The sequence below is a fragment of the Pseudooceanicola sp. NS-SX9 genome, from assembly GCF_057380705.1.
Window position 1 is genome coordinate 74,067 of the sequence record NZ_JBXXRN010000002.1, and the last position, 17,425, is coordinate 91,491.

The 17,425-nt window shown below is 71.0% G+C and carries 13 protein-coding genes; 7 read left to right on the forward strand and 6 right to left on the reverse strand.

The features are described from left to right. The first annotated feature begins 80 nt into the window (after positions 1 to 80). The gene (locus tag AC2ITM_RS17270) at positions 81 to 533 is read left to right on the forward strand and encodes a MarR family winged helix-turn-helix transcriptional regulator (RefSeq protein ID WP_486469682.1); all 453 of its coding nucleotides are present in this window, start codon (positions 81 to 83) and stop codon (positions 531 to 533) included. Next, positions 530 to 2,317 (forward strand): FUSC family protein, encoded by a 1,788-nt coding sequence (locus AC2ITM_RS17275; protein ID WP_486469683.1) that lies wholly within the window; start codon positions 530 to 532, stop codon positions 2,315 to 2,317. Before AC2ITM_RS17270 ends, AC2ITM_RS17275 begins: the two co-directional genes overlap by 4 nt. 481 nt (positions 2,318 to 2,798) lie before the next feature. On the opposite strand, the gene adh is transcribed toward AC2ITM_RS17275, so the two are convergent. The 4 genes from adh to AC2ITM_RS17295 all read right to left on the reverse strand — a co-directional run bounded on the left by adh (position 2,799) and on the right by AC2ITM_RS17295 (position 7,364). Continuing rightward, positions 2,799 to 4,316 carry an aldehyde dehydrogenase gene (adh, locus tag AC2ITM_RS17280; RefSeq protein WP_486469684.1) on the reverse strand — a complete coding sequence of 506 codons (1,518 nt, stop codon included), beginning with the start codon at positions 4,314 to 4,316 and terminating at the stop codon, positions 2,799 to 2,801. 132 nt (positions 4,317 to 4,448) lie between these two features. Further along, positions 4,449 to 5,399 (reverse strand): GAF domain-containing protein, encoded by a 951-nt coding sequence (locus tag AC2ITM_RS17285; RefSeq protein WP_486469685.1) that lies wholly within the window; start codon positions 5,397 to 5,399, stop codon positions 4,449 to 4,451. Positions 5,400 to 5,526: 127 nt separating this feature from the next. After that, positions 5,527 to 6,300, reverse strand: a complete 774-nt coding sequence (locus AC2ITM_RS17290; protein WP_486469686.1) for a tetratricopeptide repeat protein — start codon at positions 6,298 to 6,300, stop codon at positions 5,527 to 5,529. A 164-nt stretch (positions 6,301 to 6,464) separates the two neighbouring features. Next, the gene (locus AC2ITM_RS17295; protein WP_486469687.1) at positions 6,465 to 7,364 is read right to left on the reverse strand and encodes a LysR substrate-binding domain-containing protein; all 900 of its coding nucleotides are present in this window, start codon (positions 7,362 to 7,364) and stop codon (positions 6,465 to 6,467) included. 90 nt (positions 7,365 to 7,454) lie between these two features. On the opposite strand from AC2ITM_RS17295, the gene AC2ITM_RS17300 reads away from it, so the two are divergent. The 5 genes from AC2ITM_RS17300 to AC2ITM_RS17320 all read left to right on the forward strand — a co-directional run bounded on the left by AC2ITM_RS17300 (position 7,455) and on the right by AC2ITM_RS17320 (position 15,765). After that, a complete protein-coding gene (locus AC2ITM_RS17300; protein ID WP_486469688.1) occupies positions 7,455 to 8,435 on the forward strand; it encodes a fatty acid desaturase in 981 nt (326 codons plus the stop codon). Continuing rightward, positions 8,432 to 9,283, forward strand: coding sequence for a sugar phosphate isomerase/epimerase family protein (locus AC2ITM_RS17305; RefSeq protein ID WP_486469689.1), 852 nt, complete (start codon positions 8,432 to 8,434; stop codon positions 9,281 to 9,283). Before AC2ITM_RS17300 ends, AC2ITM_RS17305 begins: the two co-directional genes overlap by 4 nt. A 117-nt stretch (positions 9,284 to 9,400) precedes the next feature. After that, positions 9,401 to 10,621, forward strand: a complete 1,221-nt coding sequence (locus AC2ITM_RS17310) for an exonuclease SbcCD subunit D C-terminal domain-containing protein (protein ID WP_486469690.1) — start codon at positions 9,401 to 9,403, stop codon at positions 10,619 to 10,621. A gap of 3 nt (positions 10,622 to 10,624) precedes the next feature. After that, positions 10,625 to 14,332: an AAA family ATPase gene (locus AC2ITM_RS17315; protein WP_486469691.1), complete on the forward strand. Its 3,708-nt coding sequence runs from the start codon at positions 10,625 to 10,627 to the stop codon at positions 14,330 to 14,332. 125 nt (positions 14,333 to 14,457) lie between these two features. Further along, on the forward strand, positions 14,458 to 15,765 hold the full coding sequence (locus AC2ITM_RS17320; protein ID WP_486469692.1) for an NAD(P)/FAD-dependent oxidoreductase: 1,308 nt from the start codon (positions 14,458 to 14,460) through the stop codon (positions 15,763 to 15,765). A gap of 417 nt (positions 15,766 to 16,182) precedes the next feature. Here the strand turns inward: AC2ITM_RS17320 and AC2ITM_RS17325 are convergent, their stop codons facing one another. Together AC2ITM_RS17325 and AC2ITM_RS17330 are read right to left on the reverse strand one after the other, a co-directional pair. Further along, positions 16,183 to 16,791, reverse strand: a complete 609-nt coding sequence (locus AC2ITM_RS17325; RefSeq protein ID WP_486469693.1) for an O-methyltransferase — start codon at positions 16,789 to 16,791, stop codon at positions 16,183 to 16,185. Positions 16,792 to 16,794: 3 nt separating this feature from the next. Then, positions 16,795 to 17,241, reverse strand: coding sequence for a PadR family transcriptional regulator (locus tag AC2ITM_RS17330; protein WP_486469694.1), 447 nt, complete (start codon positions 17,239 to 17,241; stop codon positions 16,795 to 16,797). Between the last annotated feature and the right edge of the window lie 184 nt (positions 17,242 to 17,425).

Below are 17,425 nucleotides of genomic sequence, written 5' to 3' on the forward strand. Positions count from 1 at the left end.
CGCACCCGCATGAAGGGACTTGCCGCAAGGACGGGGTGCGGCTAGATAGATGGCAATCCAAACTATTTGAGTCTCCATCCATGCAGGAAACGCCCCGCAGCCAGATCGGCTATCGGCTGGTCACCGTCGCGCGCCAGTGGCGCCGGATGCTGGACCACGACCTGGCGCAATCGGGGCTGACCGATGCGACCTGGGGGCCGCTGGTCAACCTTGCCCTTGGCGGCGATGATGTCAGCCAGGCCGAGCTGGCCGAGCGCGTGGCGCTGGATGCCTCAAGCCTGGTGCGGCTGCTGGACCTGCTGGAGGCGCGCCGTCTGATCCGCCGTCAGGTCGATCCCGCCGACCGCCGCGCCCGGCGCATCCTGCTGACCGATCTGGGACGCGCCGAAGTGGCCCGCATCCGCGCCGGGCTGCAGCAGATCGAGGACCTTCTGCTGGCCGATGTCGACGACGCCACCCTGAGCCGCATGATCGAAGGCTTTGACCGGATCGAGGCCCGCATCCACGCCACCGACCGGAGCACACGGACATGACCGCCTTCCTGAACCGGCTGGGCTACGGGCCCGGCAAGCTGGCCTTTGCCGGGCGCACGGCGCTGGCCGCCTGCCTGGCGCTGTGGCTGGGCTGGATGCTGGGGCTGCAACATCCGCAATGGGCGGCAATGTCGGTCTGGGCGGCCTCGCAGCCGCTGCGGGGGCAACTGCTGGAAAAAAGCCTGTTCCGCTTTCTGGGCAGCGTGCTGGGGGCGCTGGTGGGCGTGGGGCTGGTGCACCTTTACCGGTGGGAGCCCATGGCGCTGGTCCTCGGGCTGGCGCTGTGGGTGGCGGCCTGCACCGCGGTCTGCAACCTGCTGCGCGGCTTCACCGCCTATGGCACGGTGCTGGCGGGCTATACCGCCGCCATGGTCTGCCTGATCGACATCGGCCGCCCCGAACACGTCTGGGCCATCGGCATCGACCGGGTGCTGACGGTGCTGACGGGGGTGCTGGTGGCGACGCTGGTGGGGCTGGCCTTTGCCCGGCGCCTCGATGCGGCGGTGGGGCTGCGGGCCCGGGCGCGCGATCTGGCGGCCGACGTGCTGGCGCATCTGGCGACGCCCGACAGCCCCGGCCGCGCCGCCCTGCTGGAGCGCATCGCGCTGATCGAAGAGGGGCTTGATCCCCATGCGGCAGGTTCGCTGCGCTCGCGCGCGCGGATCCGGGCGGTGCGGGCGGTGCTGATTTCGGCGGTGGCGCTGCTGCTGCCTGACCGCCCCTGCGCCCCCGCCCTGCTGCACCAGGCGGCCCTGGCCCTGCGCAATGGCGCCCTGCCCGAGGCGCTGTCGCGGCTGCAGGCGGCCGAACAGCTGGCCGATGCCCCGACCGCCGAGGCGCTGCAGGACCTGCGCGCGGCGCTGGCGGGGCTGGAGACCGATACAGACGCCGCCCCCCACCCGCATCCCCCCGTCATCCTGCACCGCGACTGGGTCGGCGCGCGCGAGGCGGGCCTGCGCGCCTTCGCAGCACTGCTGCTGGTCGGCAGCCTTTGGCAGGGCACCGGCTGGGCGGCGGGCAACATCATGATGCTGGGGCTGTCGGTGATGATCTCGCTTTTCTCGACCTTCGACAGCCCGGTGCGGATGATGCCCAATGTCGCCATGGGCCAGTGCACCGGCGTTGCCGCCATGCTGGCCTGCCGCTGGCTGGTCTGGCCCCATGCCACCTCCGAGGCCGAGATCATCGTGATGATGTTCCCCTTCATCCTGGCGGGGGCGCTGGTGGCGGCGCACAGCCGGGCCTCGGCGATCAGCTTTGACTACAACATGGTCTTCCTGCTGACCCTGCAGCCGCATTTCCCGCTGACCGGCAGCCCGGCGCAATCGCTGATGGCGGGGCTGGGGGTGATCATGGCGCCGCTCTGCGCCTGGGGGATGTACCGCTTCGTCTTCCCCGCCCATCTGGACCGCCGCCTGAACACACTGACCCGGATGACCCGCCACGACCTGGCGGCCTTTGCCCGCGACCCGGGCGCACTGCACCACCGGCGGGTCTGGCAGGCGCGGCTCTATCACCGGACGCTGCGGCTGATGCGGCTGGGCGCGCGCGCCGGGCAGCGCCCCGAGGCCGCGATCGCCGAAGGCCTGCAGGCGTTGCAGGTCGGACAGGCCGTGCTGCAGCTTCATGCGGCCCTGGCGCGCGCCGACCTGTCGCCCCGCGACCGCCGCGCCTGCACCCTGGCCCTGCACCGCATCGCCCGGATCGAGGACCGCCCCGCCCCGGCCCTGGCCACCCTGTCGCGCCTGGCGCCGCGGCTGGAGGGGCTGGCCCATCCGGCCTGACCTGCGCAAAAGGACGGGGCGGGATATCGCGAAAGGGCAGCGCTCTTGCCCATCCCTGATACGGACCCTTACAGATCCGATCCCCGCCGGTCCGATCCTCAGCCTGCGCCGCAAACACCATGCCCGGGTCCAGGCGGATCTGCCCGCCGGGCGTCCCCGCATGCCGCGCGGCGGGAAACGCTGCCGACGCCCGCTGCCCCGGCCATGCCTTCGGCCCTTGCCATCGGGCTGCAAGCCGCCCCCGATCCTGGAAATCGCGCGCAAAAGAAAGGGGATCCCCGGCGGCACGCTGGAACGCGGCACCGCCGAGGATCCCCAGCAGATCCCGAAGGATCCAGTTGACGAAGGTCCCCCCGGGAGCCCTTGATCCCCCGGAGGGATCGGGGGCCACGGGTCCTGGGGGATCCTGTCTAGGGACTGCCGGCCCCAAGTTTGGGGAGGAGAGGCCGGCAGTCAGCCCGGGTTTCCGAGGAGGGATGGGTCAGAAGAAACCGAGCTTGTTGGGGTTGTAGCTGACCAGCATATTCTTGGTCTGCTGGTAGTGATCGAGCATCATCTTGTGGGTCTCGCGGCCGATGCCCGACTGTTTGTAGCCCCCGAAGGCCGCATGGGCCGGGTAGGCGTGGTAGTTGTTGATCCAGACACGGCCGGCCTCGATCTCGCGGCCAAAGCGGTAGGCGCGGGTGCCGTCGCGGGTCCAGACACCGGCGCCAAGGCCGTACATCGTGTCATTGGCGATCGCCAGCGCCTCGGCCTCGTCCTTGAAGGTGGTGACCGAAACCACCGGGCCAAAGATCTCTTCCTGGAAGACGCGCATCTTGTTGTGGCCCTTCAGGATCGTCGGCTCGATGTAATAGCCGCCGTCCAGACCCTCGACCGAGGCAGCCTTGCCGCCGGTCAGCACCTGGGCGCCCTCTTCGACACCGATGGTCAGGTAGGACAGGATCTTGTCCTGCTGTTCCTTCGAGGCCTGCGCCCCCACCATGGTGTTGATGTCGCGCGGATCGCCGCGCTTGATCGCCTCGACGCGGGCGATGCAGCGCTTGATGAACTCTTCGTAGATGTCTTCCTGGATCAGCGCGCGGGACGGGCAGGTGCAGACCTCGCCCTGGTTGAAGGCAAAGAGGACAAAGCCCTCGACCGCCTTGTCGAGGAAGGCGTCATCCTCGGCCATCACGTCGCTGAAGAAGATGTTCGGCGACTTGCCGCCCAGTTCCAGCGTGACGGGGATCAGGTTCTCGGTCGCGGCCTGCATGATGATGCGGCCGGTTTCGGTCGAGCCGGTGAAGGCGATCTTGGCGATGCGGGGGCTCTTGGCGAGCGGCCCGCCCACTTCGGCGCCATAGCCGTTGACGATGTTCAGCACGCCCGGCGGCAGCAGGTCGGCGATGCAATCGGCCAGCACCATGATCGCGGCCGGGGTCTGTTCGGCGGGTTTCAGCACGATGCAGTTGCCCGCAGCCAGCGCCGGCGCCAGTTTCCACGCCGCCATCAGCACCGAGAAGTTCCACGGGATGATCTGGCCGACGACGCCCAGCGGTTCGTGGAAGTGGTAGGCGACGGTGTCGTTGTCGATTTCCGACATGGTCCCTTCCTGGGACCGCAGCACACCGGCGAAATAGCGGAAGTGGTCGACCGACAGCGGGATGTCGGCGGCCATGGTCTCGCGGATCGGCTTGCCGTTGTCCCAGGTCTCGGCGGTCGCGATCAGCTCGAGGTTCTCCTCGAGGCGGTCGGCGATCTTGAGCAGGATGTTCGAACGCTCCGCGGCCGAGGTCTTGCCCCAGGTTTCGCGGGCGGCATGGGCGGCGTCCAGCGCCAGCTCTACGTCCTCGGCGCTCGAGCGTGCGACTTCGCAGACGACTTCGCCGGTGATGGGGGTGATGTTGTCGAAGTACTGACCCTTCACCGGGGCGACGAACTTGCCGCCGATGAAGTTGTCGTAGCGGGTCTTGAAGGGCGAAACGTATTCGACGCCGACCTGGGTCATCTCGTTCATGGGATCCTCCTGAAGTCTGCCGGTCCTCCACCGGTATGCTTTCAGGATGGGATCTGGCGGGGCGGTTGTCACCGGGGGTCCGGCGGATCGGGGGCCGCACCTGTCTCAGCCGCGAGACAGGTGGGGGCCGCTTCAGTGAATTCCCAGCCGTTTCATCCGGCGATAAAGGGTCGCGCGCCCGACGCCCAGCGTCCGCGCCGCCTCCGAGACATTGCCGTTGGCGCGCGCCAGCGCCCGGTTCACCGCCGCGCGCTGCGCCCGTTCGAATCCCGTCGGGCCATCCTCGCGGCCCAGCAGGTCCGAGGCCGGCAGCCCCGGCATCGGGCCATCCGCCACCAGCCCGAAGGCACGGCGCGCACCCCGCGTGGCGCCCTGCACGATGTCGTCCTGATCCACCGCCAGCAGCACGGCGGCCTCGGTATCGTCATGATCGCCGACGATGATGCGGGCACCGGGGAAGGCCGCGCGGAAGGTATCGGCCTCGATCTGGCGGGCGGTCTGGGCGACCATGGCGGCGATCAGCCGGTTGAAGCCCTCGGTCTGGTCGGCGCGGGCCGAGGACACGTCAAGCGCGCCGATCAGCTCTCCCTCGGGGCCGAAGATCGGCGCGTCCATGCAGCTCATGGCGATGTTGCGGGCGTGGAAATGTTCGTCGCGGTGGACGATGACGCGACGGGCCTCGGCGATGCAGGTGCCGATGCCGTTGGTCCCCTCCGAGGCCTCGGACCAGTCCGATCCCGGGCACAGGCCCCAGCGGTCGAACACCCGGCTGTCGCCCGCCGAGCAGCGCTGGTCGATGACCAGCCCGCGCGCATCCGTCAGCAGCACCGCACAGCCCGAGGCGCCGACCAGCTGGTACAGCGCATCCAGCCGCGGCCCGGCGGTGCGCATGATGGCGGCCGAACGGGCGCGGGCCTCGGCCAGGGCGCCTTCGGTCAGGCGCTGGACGTCGCCCCGCTGCGCCGGATCCAGCCCGTAATGATCGAGAGAGCGGCGCCAGGACGCCGCCAGCCGCGACCGGGCGGCAGCGCCGGGATCGGCGGCGGTCTGCATCACGCGGTCGGCATGTCTTGAATTCATCATCGTCGAAGTCCTCCCGGCGGGAAGGATAGCCCGTCCCGCGCGCCCGGGGAATGTCCGCCATCTGCGACCTTCGGACAGGGGGCGGGTCGGGGGGCGGCGGCTTGCCGATGGCCGCCCCCCCGGGCCCTCAGATGGCGCCCTGCATCTGCGCCAGCGCCTTTTTCGCCGTCTTGTCGCCCAGCTGGGCGGCGGCGGCGTAAAGGGTCTGGGCGGTGGCGTCGTCCTGCTCGACCCCGAGGCCCTTCTGGTAGAGATCGGCCAGCGCCACCATCCCCGGCACCCCCGAGACATCGCGGTGCTCGGCCACCTTGCCATACCACAGCGCCGCCTGGGCAAAGTCCTGCGCCGTGCCCGCGCCGGTGGCATAGGCGTGGCCCAGGGCCATCATGCCGCCCAGATCGCCCTGGTCGGCGGCCTCGCGGAAATAGGCCAGCGCGGTCTGCGCCTTGCCCTGGCTGCGGGCGATCCGCCCAAGGTACAGCGCCGCCCCCTTCTGGCCATGGCCATCCGCCAGCCGCAGCCATTCGGCGGCGCGGTCCAGATCCTTCTCGCCCCCCTGGCCGGTGGCATAGAGGATCCCCAGCGTCAGCATCGCCGAAGGCTCGCTCTTCATCGCCGCCTTGTCGGCCCATTGCCGCGCCAGCCTGGGATTCGCGCGCACCCCCCAGCCGGTGCGGTACATCTGCGCCAGCTTGGCCTGCGCCGCCGCATTGCCGGACTGCGCCGCGGGCAGATAGGCGCGCAGCGCCGCGCGGTAGTCATGCGCCTGCATCGCCGCATCACCGGTGGCAAACAGCGCCTGGGATTCCGCCGGGGTCAACTGGGTGATGTCGGTACGCGGCCCCGCAGCACAGGCGGCAAGCAGGCCCAGAAGCGGCAGGGCGATCAGCAGTCGCGGCATGAAAGATCCTTTCGTTTCGGTCGGTTTGCAGCCCGATTATCCGCGTCCCGCATGCCCGTCCCGGGCCCCCGGGTCGAGAGGACAAATGCTCTCATCCGCTCACAAAGCCTTCAGGAGGCGCCAACCGGCGCCCCGCCGCCGAAGGCTCCGGCAGGCCCGCCCCCCTATCCGCAGGCGCCCTGGCCCGGCAGCGGCGCAGCCACTCGGCGGCGATCGGGGGCCATCTCGTCCTTCAGCCAGTCGGCGAAGGCGCGCGCCGGGGCCGACAACCCGCCGGGCGGCGCCACGATCCAGTAGCGCGCGGGCGTCGGGATCTCGGCGCCGAAGGGGCGCACCAGACGGCCCGTCGCCAGCGCCCGCGCCGCCGTCAGGCTGTCGCCCAGGCAGATCCCCAGCCCCGCCTCGGCGGCCGCATACATCGCCAGCAACCCGGTAAAGCGCAGCCCCGGCCCCTCGGGCGGGGGCAGGCCCGCCGCGGCCAGCCAGCGCGCCCAGTCGGCGCCTGCGTCCAGATGCAGCAACTGGTCGCCGCGCAGCCCGGCCCCGGTCAGGCCCGCGCCCTCGTACATCAGATCCGGGCTGCAGACCGGAAAGAAGGTCACATCCACCAGAAGTTCCGCCCCCGGCGGCGGCGCATCGGTGAAGAACAGGCCCAGATCCGCAGGCGGCGGCAGTTCGGTCAGGGCAAAGCTGGCCAGCGTCAGCTCGATCCCCGGGAACAGCGCCCGGAAACCGCCCAGCCGCGGCGCCAGCCAGCAGGCCGCCAGCCCCGAACAGGCCGCAATGCTGAGTGCGCCCTCGGGTGCATCCAGCGCCCGGTGCGCATCGCGCAGCAGCGCCAGCGCCGGCCGCACCCCCGCAAGATAGCGCAGCGCCTCGGGCGTCAGCACCACGCCGCGCCCCTGCGCGCGCGTCACCGCAAAGCCCAGCCGCGCCTCCAGCGCGCGCAACTTGTGGCTGACGGCGCTCTGGCTCAGGTGGACCTCATCGGCGGCGGCGCGCAGCGATCCGCTACGCTCCAGCGCATCCAGAAGCTGCAGGGCGGGAAGCGGCGGGATATTCATGTATCAATTGCATCTTTTCGGCCCAAAAATGTCAATAGTCCTGCAAATCCTGAAAGATTACCCTGACCGAAATCTTCAGGAGGACGACCGATGGAGGCGAGCTTTTCGCGCCGCAAACTGCTGGACCCGGCCGAGCTGCACCGGCTGACGCAGCGATCGGATGCGCGGGGATGGCGGCAACTGGGCAGCCATCTGGGGGCGATCGCGCTGGCGGCCTTCGCGCATTGGCTGGCGATGGGCACCCCTTGGGTGCTGCTGACAGGCGCGGTGCTGGGGGTCTTGGTGAATTTCCTCTATGCTGCCCAGCACGAGCTGTCGCATGGCACGGTCTTTGCCACGAAGCGCCTGAACGAGGTCTGGGGCCGGATCGTGGGCTTTGTCATGATCTTTCCGCGCGACTATGATCAGGTGCAGCATTTCGCCCATCACCGCTGGACCCAGGACTGGGAGCGTGACGGCGAACTGGTGCGCGAACCCTATACGCTGAGCAGCTACCTGCTGTGGCTGTCGGGCCTCAGCTACTGGCGCAACCGGGTGGCGGGGCTGATCCGGCGCGCCCGCGGCATCATCGTCGAACCCTACATCCGCCCCGAGGAAGAGGCGAAGATCATCCGCGAAAGCCGCATCCACCTGGGCCTCTATCTGGCGGTCCTGCTGGGGTCGCTGGCCTTCGGCAACTGGGCCTGGCTGACCTTCTGGATCCTGCCGATGGTGCTGACGAAACCCGTCCACCAGCTGCAGAACACCATCGAGCACCTGGGCCTGAGCCACGAGGACAACATCCTGGAAAACACCCGTTCCACCCGCACCAATGCGCTGATGCGGTGGCTGTGCTGGCAGATGCCCTATCACACCGCGCACCATGTCTTTCCCGCCGTGCCGTTCTGGCAGCTGAAGGCGCTGAATGCGCGCATCGAGGCCAGCGCCGGCCCGGTCTGGCGGATGGGCTGGATCGAGTTCCAGATCGAGGTGATCCGCAAGCTGTCGCGCGGGAACGAGGACGACTATCCGATGAACGAGGTCTGGGTGGTGCCGCGCGGCCGCGGCACGCTGCGGGTGCCCGCGGAATGAGCGCGCTTCAGGTCTACCAGGCGCTGTGGTCGATGCGGCCCCATGATGCCAGCGGCACGATCCTGCCCTACGAGGCGGTGGTGGAACAGGTGGCGGATGCCGGTTTCGCCGGCATGGCGCTGGATTTCGGCGCCACCCCGCACGCGGAGATCCTGCAAGTGCTGCCGATGATGCGCCGCGCGGGTCTGCGTCCCTTCTTCGTCGACTTCCCCCGGACCATCGAGGCGCTGCGTCCCACGCTGCGGCTGGCAAAAAAGCACGACGCGCCCTTCGTGGTGGTGATCGGCCAGGTCATGCCGCTGAGCGTCGCGGGCATGATCCCGGTGATCCGCGCCTGGATCGAGATGTCACAGGCCGAGGGGATGCCGGTGCTGTTCGAAACGCACCGCAACTGCATCACCAACGACATGTTCGCGACGCTGTGCCTGCTGGACGCGATCCCCGAGATGCAGCTGTGCGCCGACCTGTCGCATTACGTCACGGGGCGAGAGATGGACCTGCCGCTGACGCCGGACACGGCCGGGCATGTCTCGCGGTTGCTGGCGCGTTCGGAAAGTTTCCAGGGCCGGGTCGCCAGCCGCCAGCAGATCCAGCTGGCGCTGGATTTCCCGCAGAATGCCGGCTGGGTCGCGCAGTTCCGCGCCTGGTGGCAGGAAGGGTTCGCGGGCTGGCAGCAGCGTCATCCCGGGGAGGATTGCATCTTCCTGTGCGAACTGGGCCCGCCCGATTACGCCATCACCGGCCCCGACGGGCGCGAGATGTCGGACCGCTGGCGGGAGGCGTTGCAGCTGAAGACCTGGGCCGAGGCCGCGTGGCAGGCGGCGGCAGGGGGCTCTGCCCCCTCCTGAGGCCCTGCGGGCCCCAGTTCACCCCCGGCATATTTGCGGAAAGATGAATGGGGAGGGGATCTGGCATCCGGGGCGGGCCTTGGGCATAACGGGGGTTCGGGGCAAGGCGGGGGCGGGATGCGCATTCTTCACACGGCGGACTGGCATATTGGCCAGACCCTGAACGGCTGGAGCCGCGAGGCGGAACATGCGCTGTGGCTTGAGCGGCTGACGGCGGTGCTGGTCGAGGAGGAGATCGACGTGCTGCTTGTGGCGGGCGACGTCTTCGACGGCATCAACCCCTCGGGCGAGGCGCAGCGGCTGCTTTATTCCGCGCTGCGGGGCTTCCGCGAGGCACGGCCCGGGCTGGTGACGGTGATGACCTCTGGCAACCACGATCCGGCCGGCCGGCTGGAGGCGCCCCGGGCGGTGCTGGAGGGGCTTGACGTGCATGTCTTCGGCACGCTCAGGCGTTTGGCCGACGGCGGCGTCGATGTCGCCGCACATCTGGTGCCGCTGCGGGAAAACGGGCAGGTGGTGGCCCAGGTCTGCGCCATCCCCTTCCTGCGCGCCGCCGACCTGCCGGGACTGAGCCTTTCCGCCGAGGCCGAGCGCGGCTCGCCGGTGGTCGAGGCGGTGCGCCGCTTCCATACCATGATGGCCGATGGCGCGCGGGCCCGCGCGGGCGATCTGCCGCTGATCGCCATGGGGCACCTGCATTGCACCGGCGCCACCGAAACCGAGGGCGCCGAGCGCCACATCCTGATCGGTGGCGAACATGCGGTGCCGGTGGATGTCTTTCCGCCCGATTTTGCCTATGTGGCGCTCGGGCACCTGCACCGGCCCCAGAGCCTTGATGGCGGGCGGATCCGTTACAGCGGGTCGTGCTTTCCCCTGTCGGCCGCCGAGGCGGGCTATGACCATGGCGTCACGATCCTCGATCTGCAGGACGGGCAGATTGGGCAGCGCCACCGTCCGATCCCGCGCCCGGCGCCGTTGCACCGCCTGCCGTCCCGCGGGCGGCTGGGGCGCGCCGATCTGCCGGCAGCGCTCGATGCGCTGGCGGCAGATCCCGCCTGCCCCCGGGGCCTGCAGCCCTTCGTCGCCCTGGAGCTGGAGGCCTGCGGACCCGCCTCGGTGCTGATCGCCGAGGCGGAACAATTGATGGCCGAACGCCCGCTGCGCCCCGCCGGCCTGCGGGTGCGCCGCACCGATGACACCGCCGCCGCGCCGCCGCCGCTGTCGCTCTCGGACACCACCCCCGAGGCCCTCTTCCGCGAGGCCTTCCTGCGCGCCAACGGCACAGAGGCCCAGCCCCGCCACCTTGCCGCCTTCCGCGACGCCGCACAGGAGGTCTGAGCCATGCAGATCCTGGCCATCCGCGGCGGCAACCTCGCCAGCCTCTCCGAACGTTTCGAGATCGACCTGACCGCCGAGCCGCTGCGGTCCGCCGGCCTCTTCGCCATCACCGGCGACACCGGGGCGGGCAAGTCGACGATCCTCGACGCGATGTGCCTGGCGCTCTATGGCAAGTGCCCGCGCCTGTCGGCCGAGGGCAGCGATGACGACGTGCCCGATATCGAGGGCCAGACGATCCGCTCGAACGACCCACGATCGATCCTGCGGCGCGGCACGGCCCAGGGCTTTGCCGAGGTCGACTTCCGCGCCCCCGACGGCCAGACCTACCGCGCCGGCTGGAGCGCCCGGCGCGCCCGGGCCCGGGCCGCAGGCCGGATGCAGCAGGACGACCGGGTGCTGATGCAACTGCCCGACGAAGCCGTACTGGAAAGCCAGAAATCGCTGGTGACCGCGCGGGTCGAACAGATCACCGGCCTCAGCTACGACGAATTCCGCCGCACCTGCCTGCTGGCCCAGGGCGATTTCGACGCCTTCCTGCGGGCCCGCACCGCCGATCGCGCCGCGCTGCTGGAAAAGGTCACCGGCACGCAGATCTACCGCGACATCTCGCGCCGCATCTACGAACGCACCGAGGCAGCCCGCCGCGCACTTGAGGCGCTGGAACTGCAGCGCGGCGCCACCCCCGTGCTGACGCCCGAGGACCGCAGCGCCCTTGCCGCCGAAGACGCCAGCCTGACCGAAACGCTGACCGGCCTGACCGCGCAGCTGGCCGCGATCACCGCCGATCAGGCCCGCCATGCCGCGCATCACCAGGCCCGCGCCCGCACCGACGCGGCGCAGCGTGCCGAGGCCGAAGCCCAGGCCGCCTCCGACGCCGCCGCCGCCCAGGCGCGCCTGCTGCAGGACCTCGACGCGGCACTGGCCCTGCGCCCCACCCACGACCGGGTACAGACCTGCCGGCAGGCGCTGCAGGACCTGACCAGGGCCCGGACCCGCACCGATGCCGCGCTTTTGCAGGCGCAGTCCGACAGCAGCACTGCGGCCGCAACCCTGGCGCTGGCCGAAACCGCCCATGCCGAGGCCGAGCAGAGCTTCAAGACATTCGGTCCCGTCTGGAGCGAGGCCACGCGGCTTGACAGCCTGCTCGGCACTGCCACGACCGAGGCCGAAACCGCCACAACCGCCGCCCGCCGCGCCACTGATGCGCTGGACCGGGCCCTGGCCGCGCTTTGGGATCTGCAACGGCAGGATAGGGCGGCCAGGGCCGATCTGGACCAGGCCGAAGCCGCGCTTGCGGCGCGCCCCGGGGTCGCGGCCCTGACGGCCCGCTGGGATGATCTGTGCACGCGGCTCGACGAACGCCGCGCCCTCGGGGCCGAAGCGCAGGCCCTGCAGGACGAAGCCCGGTCGCAGGATCAGCGCACCGCCGCACTGCAGACGCAGCTTGATGCCCTCGCCCCCGCGGCCGAGGCCGACCGGCAGGCGCAGGCGCAGGATCAGCAGACGCTGGAGGCCGCGCGGACGGCCCTTCAGGCGTTGGCGGCAGAGGATCCCGAAGCCCAGGCCGCGCAGCTGTCGCGCCACCGTCAATCCTTGCAGGACATGCGCCGCGCCGCCGAGGACCATGCGACGGCCAGCGATGACGCCCGTCAGGCCGATGACCGCGCGACACAGGCGGCCCTAGCCCGAGACCGCGCCCTGACGGAACTTGCAACCGCGCAGCAGGCCCTGACCGCCGCCGAGGCCACCGCCGCCGCGCTGGAAGCGCCCGCCGATCTGGCTCAGGCCGCAGCCTCGGACCGCGCGGCCGACCTGCGCCGCCACCTGACCCCGGGATCCCCCTGCCCGGTCTGCGGCGCGACCGAACATCCGGTGCAGCACGACAGTGCCCTTGCCGGGCTGGCTCAGGCGCTGCGCGAGCAATTGCAGGCCGCCCGCAACACCCGCGACAGTGCCCGGCAAGCCCGCGACGACAGCGCCGCCGCCGCCGAAACCCACCGGCTGGCGCAGCAGGCCGCATCGGCCACGGGCGCCGCCGCGCGCCAGGCGGCCGCTGCCGCCCGGGTCCGCTTCGATGCCGCCCGCGACGACACCCCCCTGCCCGAGACGCCCGAGGCCGCCCTGCCGCTGCTGCCGGCGCTGCTGCAGGCCGCACAGGACCGCGCCGATGCCCTTGACGCGACCCGCCGCACACTGGCCGACACCCGCCGCGAGGCCGACACGATACGCGAGCGCATGGACCTTCGGGCCACCGGGATCGACACCCGCACGCGGGACCGCCAGGCCCTGCAGGCCGCGCTGGCCGAGGCCTGTCAGGCGTATGCCGTGGCGCAGGGCCGTCATGCCGACCTGACCGCCCGCCAGCAGCAGATCGAGGCCGCGCTGACGCCCCTTGTCACCGCCGCCGGTCTGCCCGCCCCCCTGCCCGCCGAAGGCCTGCGCGCGCAGCTGGAAACCCTTGTCACCGCCTGGCGCCAGCAGGCCGCCGCCCGCGACGCAGCCCAGACCGCCCGCCAGGCGCTGGCGCCGCAGATCGCCGCCGCCGAAAGTGCCCTTGCCTCGGCGCAGCACACCGCCACCGAGGCCAAGCGCCTGCACGAGGGCCGCCAGAGCGCCCTCCAGACCCTGGCCCAGGCCCGTGCCGCGCTGCTGGACGGAGAGGACACCGGCCAGCACCGCACCCGCCACAACGCCGCCCGCCTTGCCGCCGCCGACGCCCGCGCCGAGGCCGCCCGTGTCCTGTCCCGCGCCGAGGCGCAACAGGCGATGCTGATCGAACGCCACGACCAGGCCACCCACGCCCTGGGGCCCGCACAGCAGGCGCTTCAGGCCGCCGAAACCGCGCTCGCCGACGGGCTGGCGCAGGCCGGGCTGGACCCGGCCACCTTCCCGGATCTGCTGGCGTGCGCGCCGCAACAGGCCCCGAGCCTGCGCGCCCGCCAGCAGTCCCTTGCCAACGCCCTGCAGGAGGCCCGCGCCACCCTCGCCGCCCGCCGCCGGGACCTGATCACGCTGCAGGCCGAGGGCACCCCCGACACCCCCGAAGACGCCCTGACCGACCAGCGCCGTATGGTCGAGGCGTCCCGCGACGCGGGTCTCAGCCGGCAGGGCGGCATCCGGGCGCAACTGGCGGCCGACGACCGGCTGCGTGCGGATCTTCAGCTGCTCTGCGGGCAGATCGACACCGCCCGGCAGGAGCTGGAAACCTGGACCGCCGTCAATGCCGCGGTGGGATCGGCCTCGGGGGGGAAATTCGCCCAGATCGCCCAGGGCGTCACGCTGTCGATGCTGGTGGAACGCGCCAACCAGCACCTGACCGAGCTGAAGCCGCGCTACCGGCTGGCGCGCGGCGGCGACGATCTGGCGCTGCATATCGTCGACCGCGACATGGGGGACGAGACGCGCTCGACCCGATCGCTGTCGGGGGGCGAGCGTTTCCTGGTGTCGCTGGCACTGGCGCTGGCGCTCAGCCGGATGGGCAGCCATGGCGGGCTGGCAGCGACGCTGTTCATCGACGAGGGCTTCGGGGCGCTGGATGCCGACAGCCTGGATGTCGCGGTGGATGCGCTGGAGGCGCTGCAGGCCCAGGGCCGCACCATCGGCGTGATCAGCCATGTCGAGGCGATGAAGGACCGCATCCCCGTGCAGATCCGCGTCAGCCGTCGCGGCGGCGGCGCCAGCCGGGTCAGCCTGCATGCGCCGGGGCTCTGACGCCTGCCGGGCAGGCAGCAAGCGGCACCCGGAAGCCACAGGATGCGGTTTTGCGGTGCCGCCCTCTGGCACGCGGGCGCGACTGCTGTACGGTCACCGCATCCTTTAGGCCGGAGCCCCCTGGCATGATCTACGACACCGTGACCACCCGCAGCGGGCAGCCCCTGCCCGACAGCCTCTATGCGCGCACCCTGCCAGAGGCGCCGCCGCCCCGCGTGGCGCTGAGCGGCTCCACATCGGCGCGGGTGGCGATCGTGGGGGCGGGGTTCACCGGGCTGTCGGCGGCGCTGCATCTGGCGGAACGCGGCCTTGACGTGGTGGTGCTGGAGGCCAACGGGCCGGGCTGGGGGGCTTCGGGGCGCAATGGCGGGCAGATCAATCCCGGGCTGAAATCCGGCCCCGAAGACGTCCGCCGCGATCTGGGCGAGGCGATGATGCATCTGTCGCAGGGCGCCTCCGACCGGGTGTTCGACCTGGTCGCGCGGCTGGGCATCGACTGTGACATCCGCCGTGGCGGCACGCTGCGCGCCGCCACCAGCGCCAGCGCCCTGGCCGACCTGCAGGCGCTGGCCGCCCAGGCCGAGCGCACGGGCTTTCACTACCGCCTGCTGCAGGCCCCCGAGGTCGCCGCGATGACCGGCACCGACCGCTATCTGGGCGGGCTGATCGATCCCAGGGGCGGCCAGCTGAACCCGCTGAAATACGCCCTGGGGCTGGCGGCGGCAGCGCGCGCGGCGGGGGTGCGGATCTACGGCGACAGTGCCGTGCTGAAGGCGGAAAAGCGCATCGGCTCCTGGGCGCTGACGACGGCGAAGGGCAAGGTGACGGCGGACAAGGTGCTGTTTGCCACCAATGGCTACAGCGGCCAGCTGCTGCCCGGGCTCAGGCGCTCGGTGCTGCCGGTGTTCAGCGCCATCGTCGCCTCGCGCCCCCTGCCCGAGGCGCTGGCCGGGCGGATCCTGGCGGCCGGGCAATCGCTGTTCGAAGTCGGGCCGGTCACCACCTACTACCGCGTCGATGCGCAGCGCCGGCTGGTCTTTGGCGGCCGTGGCCGCATGGCCGAGGCCTCGGGGCCCGGCGCCTTCCCCGGCCTCGTGCGCTATGCCGAACGGCTCTGGCCCGAGCTGAAGCAGGTGGGCTGGGAATATGGCTGGAACGGGCGCGTGGCGATGACGGCGGATCACTATCCGCATCTTCATCAGATCGAACAGACGGGCTATGTCTGCCTGGGCTACAACGGCCGCGGCGTCGCCATGGCCACCTGCATGGGCGCCGAGATGGCCGCCGTGCTGGCCGAAGGCCCCGCCCGCACGCCGGTGCTGCCGGTCAGTGCCATGCGCCCGATCGCCTTCCAGCCCTTCTGGCCCGCAGGCGTCAGCCCGGCGATTGCCTGGGCCCGGTTCCAGGAAGGCCTGCGCAGCCGCCGGGCATAGTGGCCCGGTCCCGCGTCTTCCGGCCCGGACAGCCCCCAAAGGCACCGGTCGAGCCCCCGCTGATCGTGTTGAAACGTCGTTGATCCGGCCAAACCGGCCAGATCCGCAGCATGGCTTGCCGCAAGGCCGCCCCTGAACATCGGGCTCCCGGACGGAACGACAGTCCAGGATTTCAGGACAATTTTCGGATTGCAGGGTTTTGCGACACACGCCGCCCAAGGTCTGCATCCGGTGGGGCCGGATGCGGGCGCCGAGGGCCTTGCCGGTGGATGCGCGGCGCCGGGGCCTCTGTTGACGGGCGCCTTTGGGAATGTCGATCGGCCTGCCTGACGGATTGCCAAAGGCACCGATGAAGCCACCGATCCCGGATCCGGGCGGCGGCCGGCGGGACCCGCCCGGGGCGCTTGCCGCGGGGCCTCAGACGGCACCTGCTCCGCCCGGCAGGTAGCGGCTGATCGCCAGCCCCTGCCCCACCGGCACCAGCACCGTCGCCATCCCCGGCACTGCGCGCAGCGCCGCAAGGTAATCGGCCATCGCCGGATCGCCTGGGCGGATGTTGTCGCTGACCAGGATGGCGCCCGACCGCAGCTTGGGCAGGATCGCCTGCAGGCACGGCAGGTAAAGCGCGTTCCACAGGTCCATCAGCACGAAATCCACGGCCTCGGGCAGCGCCGGGATCAGCGCCCGCGCATCGCCCAGCCGAAACTCGACCTGACCGGCCAGGCCCGCCCGCGCCAGCGCGGCGCGCGCCTGATCCTGCCGCCCCGCATCGATGTCAAAGGTCACGACCCGCCCCCCCGTCTGCCGCGCCGCATCCGCCAGCCACAGCCCGGAATAGCCATAGGCCGTGCCCAGTTCGACGATCAGCGGCGCCGTCAGGCTGCGGGCCAGCACATGCATCAGCTGCCCCGTCTCGGGGCCCACAGCCATGAGGCGGGGCCCCTCGATGCCCCGTCTGCGGTCCTCGCGCTCCCGCGCCAGACGCTGGTGAAAATCGACCAGCACCTCTGCCATGGCCGTGTCCATTGCCTAGTCCTCCTTCGGCTCCAAAAGGCGCACCGCGGCGTCCAGCGCCTCGGCCACGCCACGGGCGGTCTCGGCGTCAAGCGGCCCCGCCCCTTCGCGCTGCCGCAGCGCCATCTTCAGGCGATGCATCGCCTCGCCCACCGTCTGGTCCATCGGCCCCTTGCCGCGGCTGGCGGCCAGACGCTCGAAGGCGGCAGCTGCCGCCGTGCCGGATGCCGCCAGGAAGGCGCGCCCCTCGTCGGTGATCACATAGGACTTGCGGGTGCCCTCGACCTCGGCTGCGGCATAGCCCATGTCCTCCAGCCAGTGCAGCATCGGATAGACCGCGCCCGGGCTCGGGGCATAGCGGCCGCCCGAGCGTTCCTCGAAGGCGCGGATCAGCTCGTAGCCATGGCGCGGGGCCTCGGCCAGAAGCGACAGCGCCACCAGACGCAGGTCGCCATAATCCATCGCCCGGCCGCCCCGGCCCCGCCCTTCGCCACGGCCGCCTTTCGGGCCCCGTCCTTCACCGCAGCCTTCGCCGCGCCGTTCCATGCCGCGTCCGCGGCCACCGTTTTCCCGGCCTTCGCCGGATCTGTCATCGCGATGATGTCTCATCGTATCCTCATTTCGTTATATCGTAATTTTAGATATA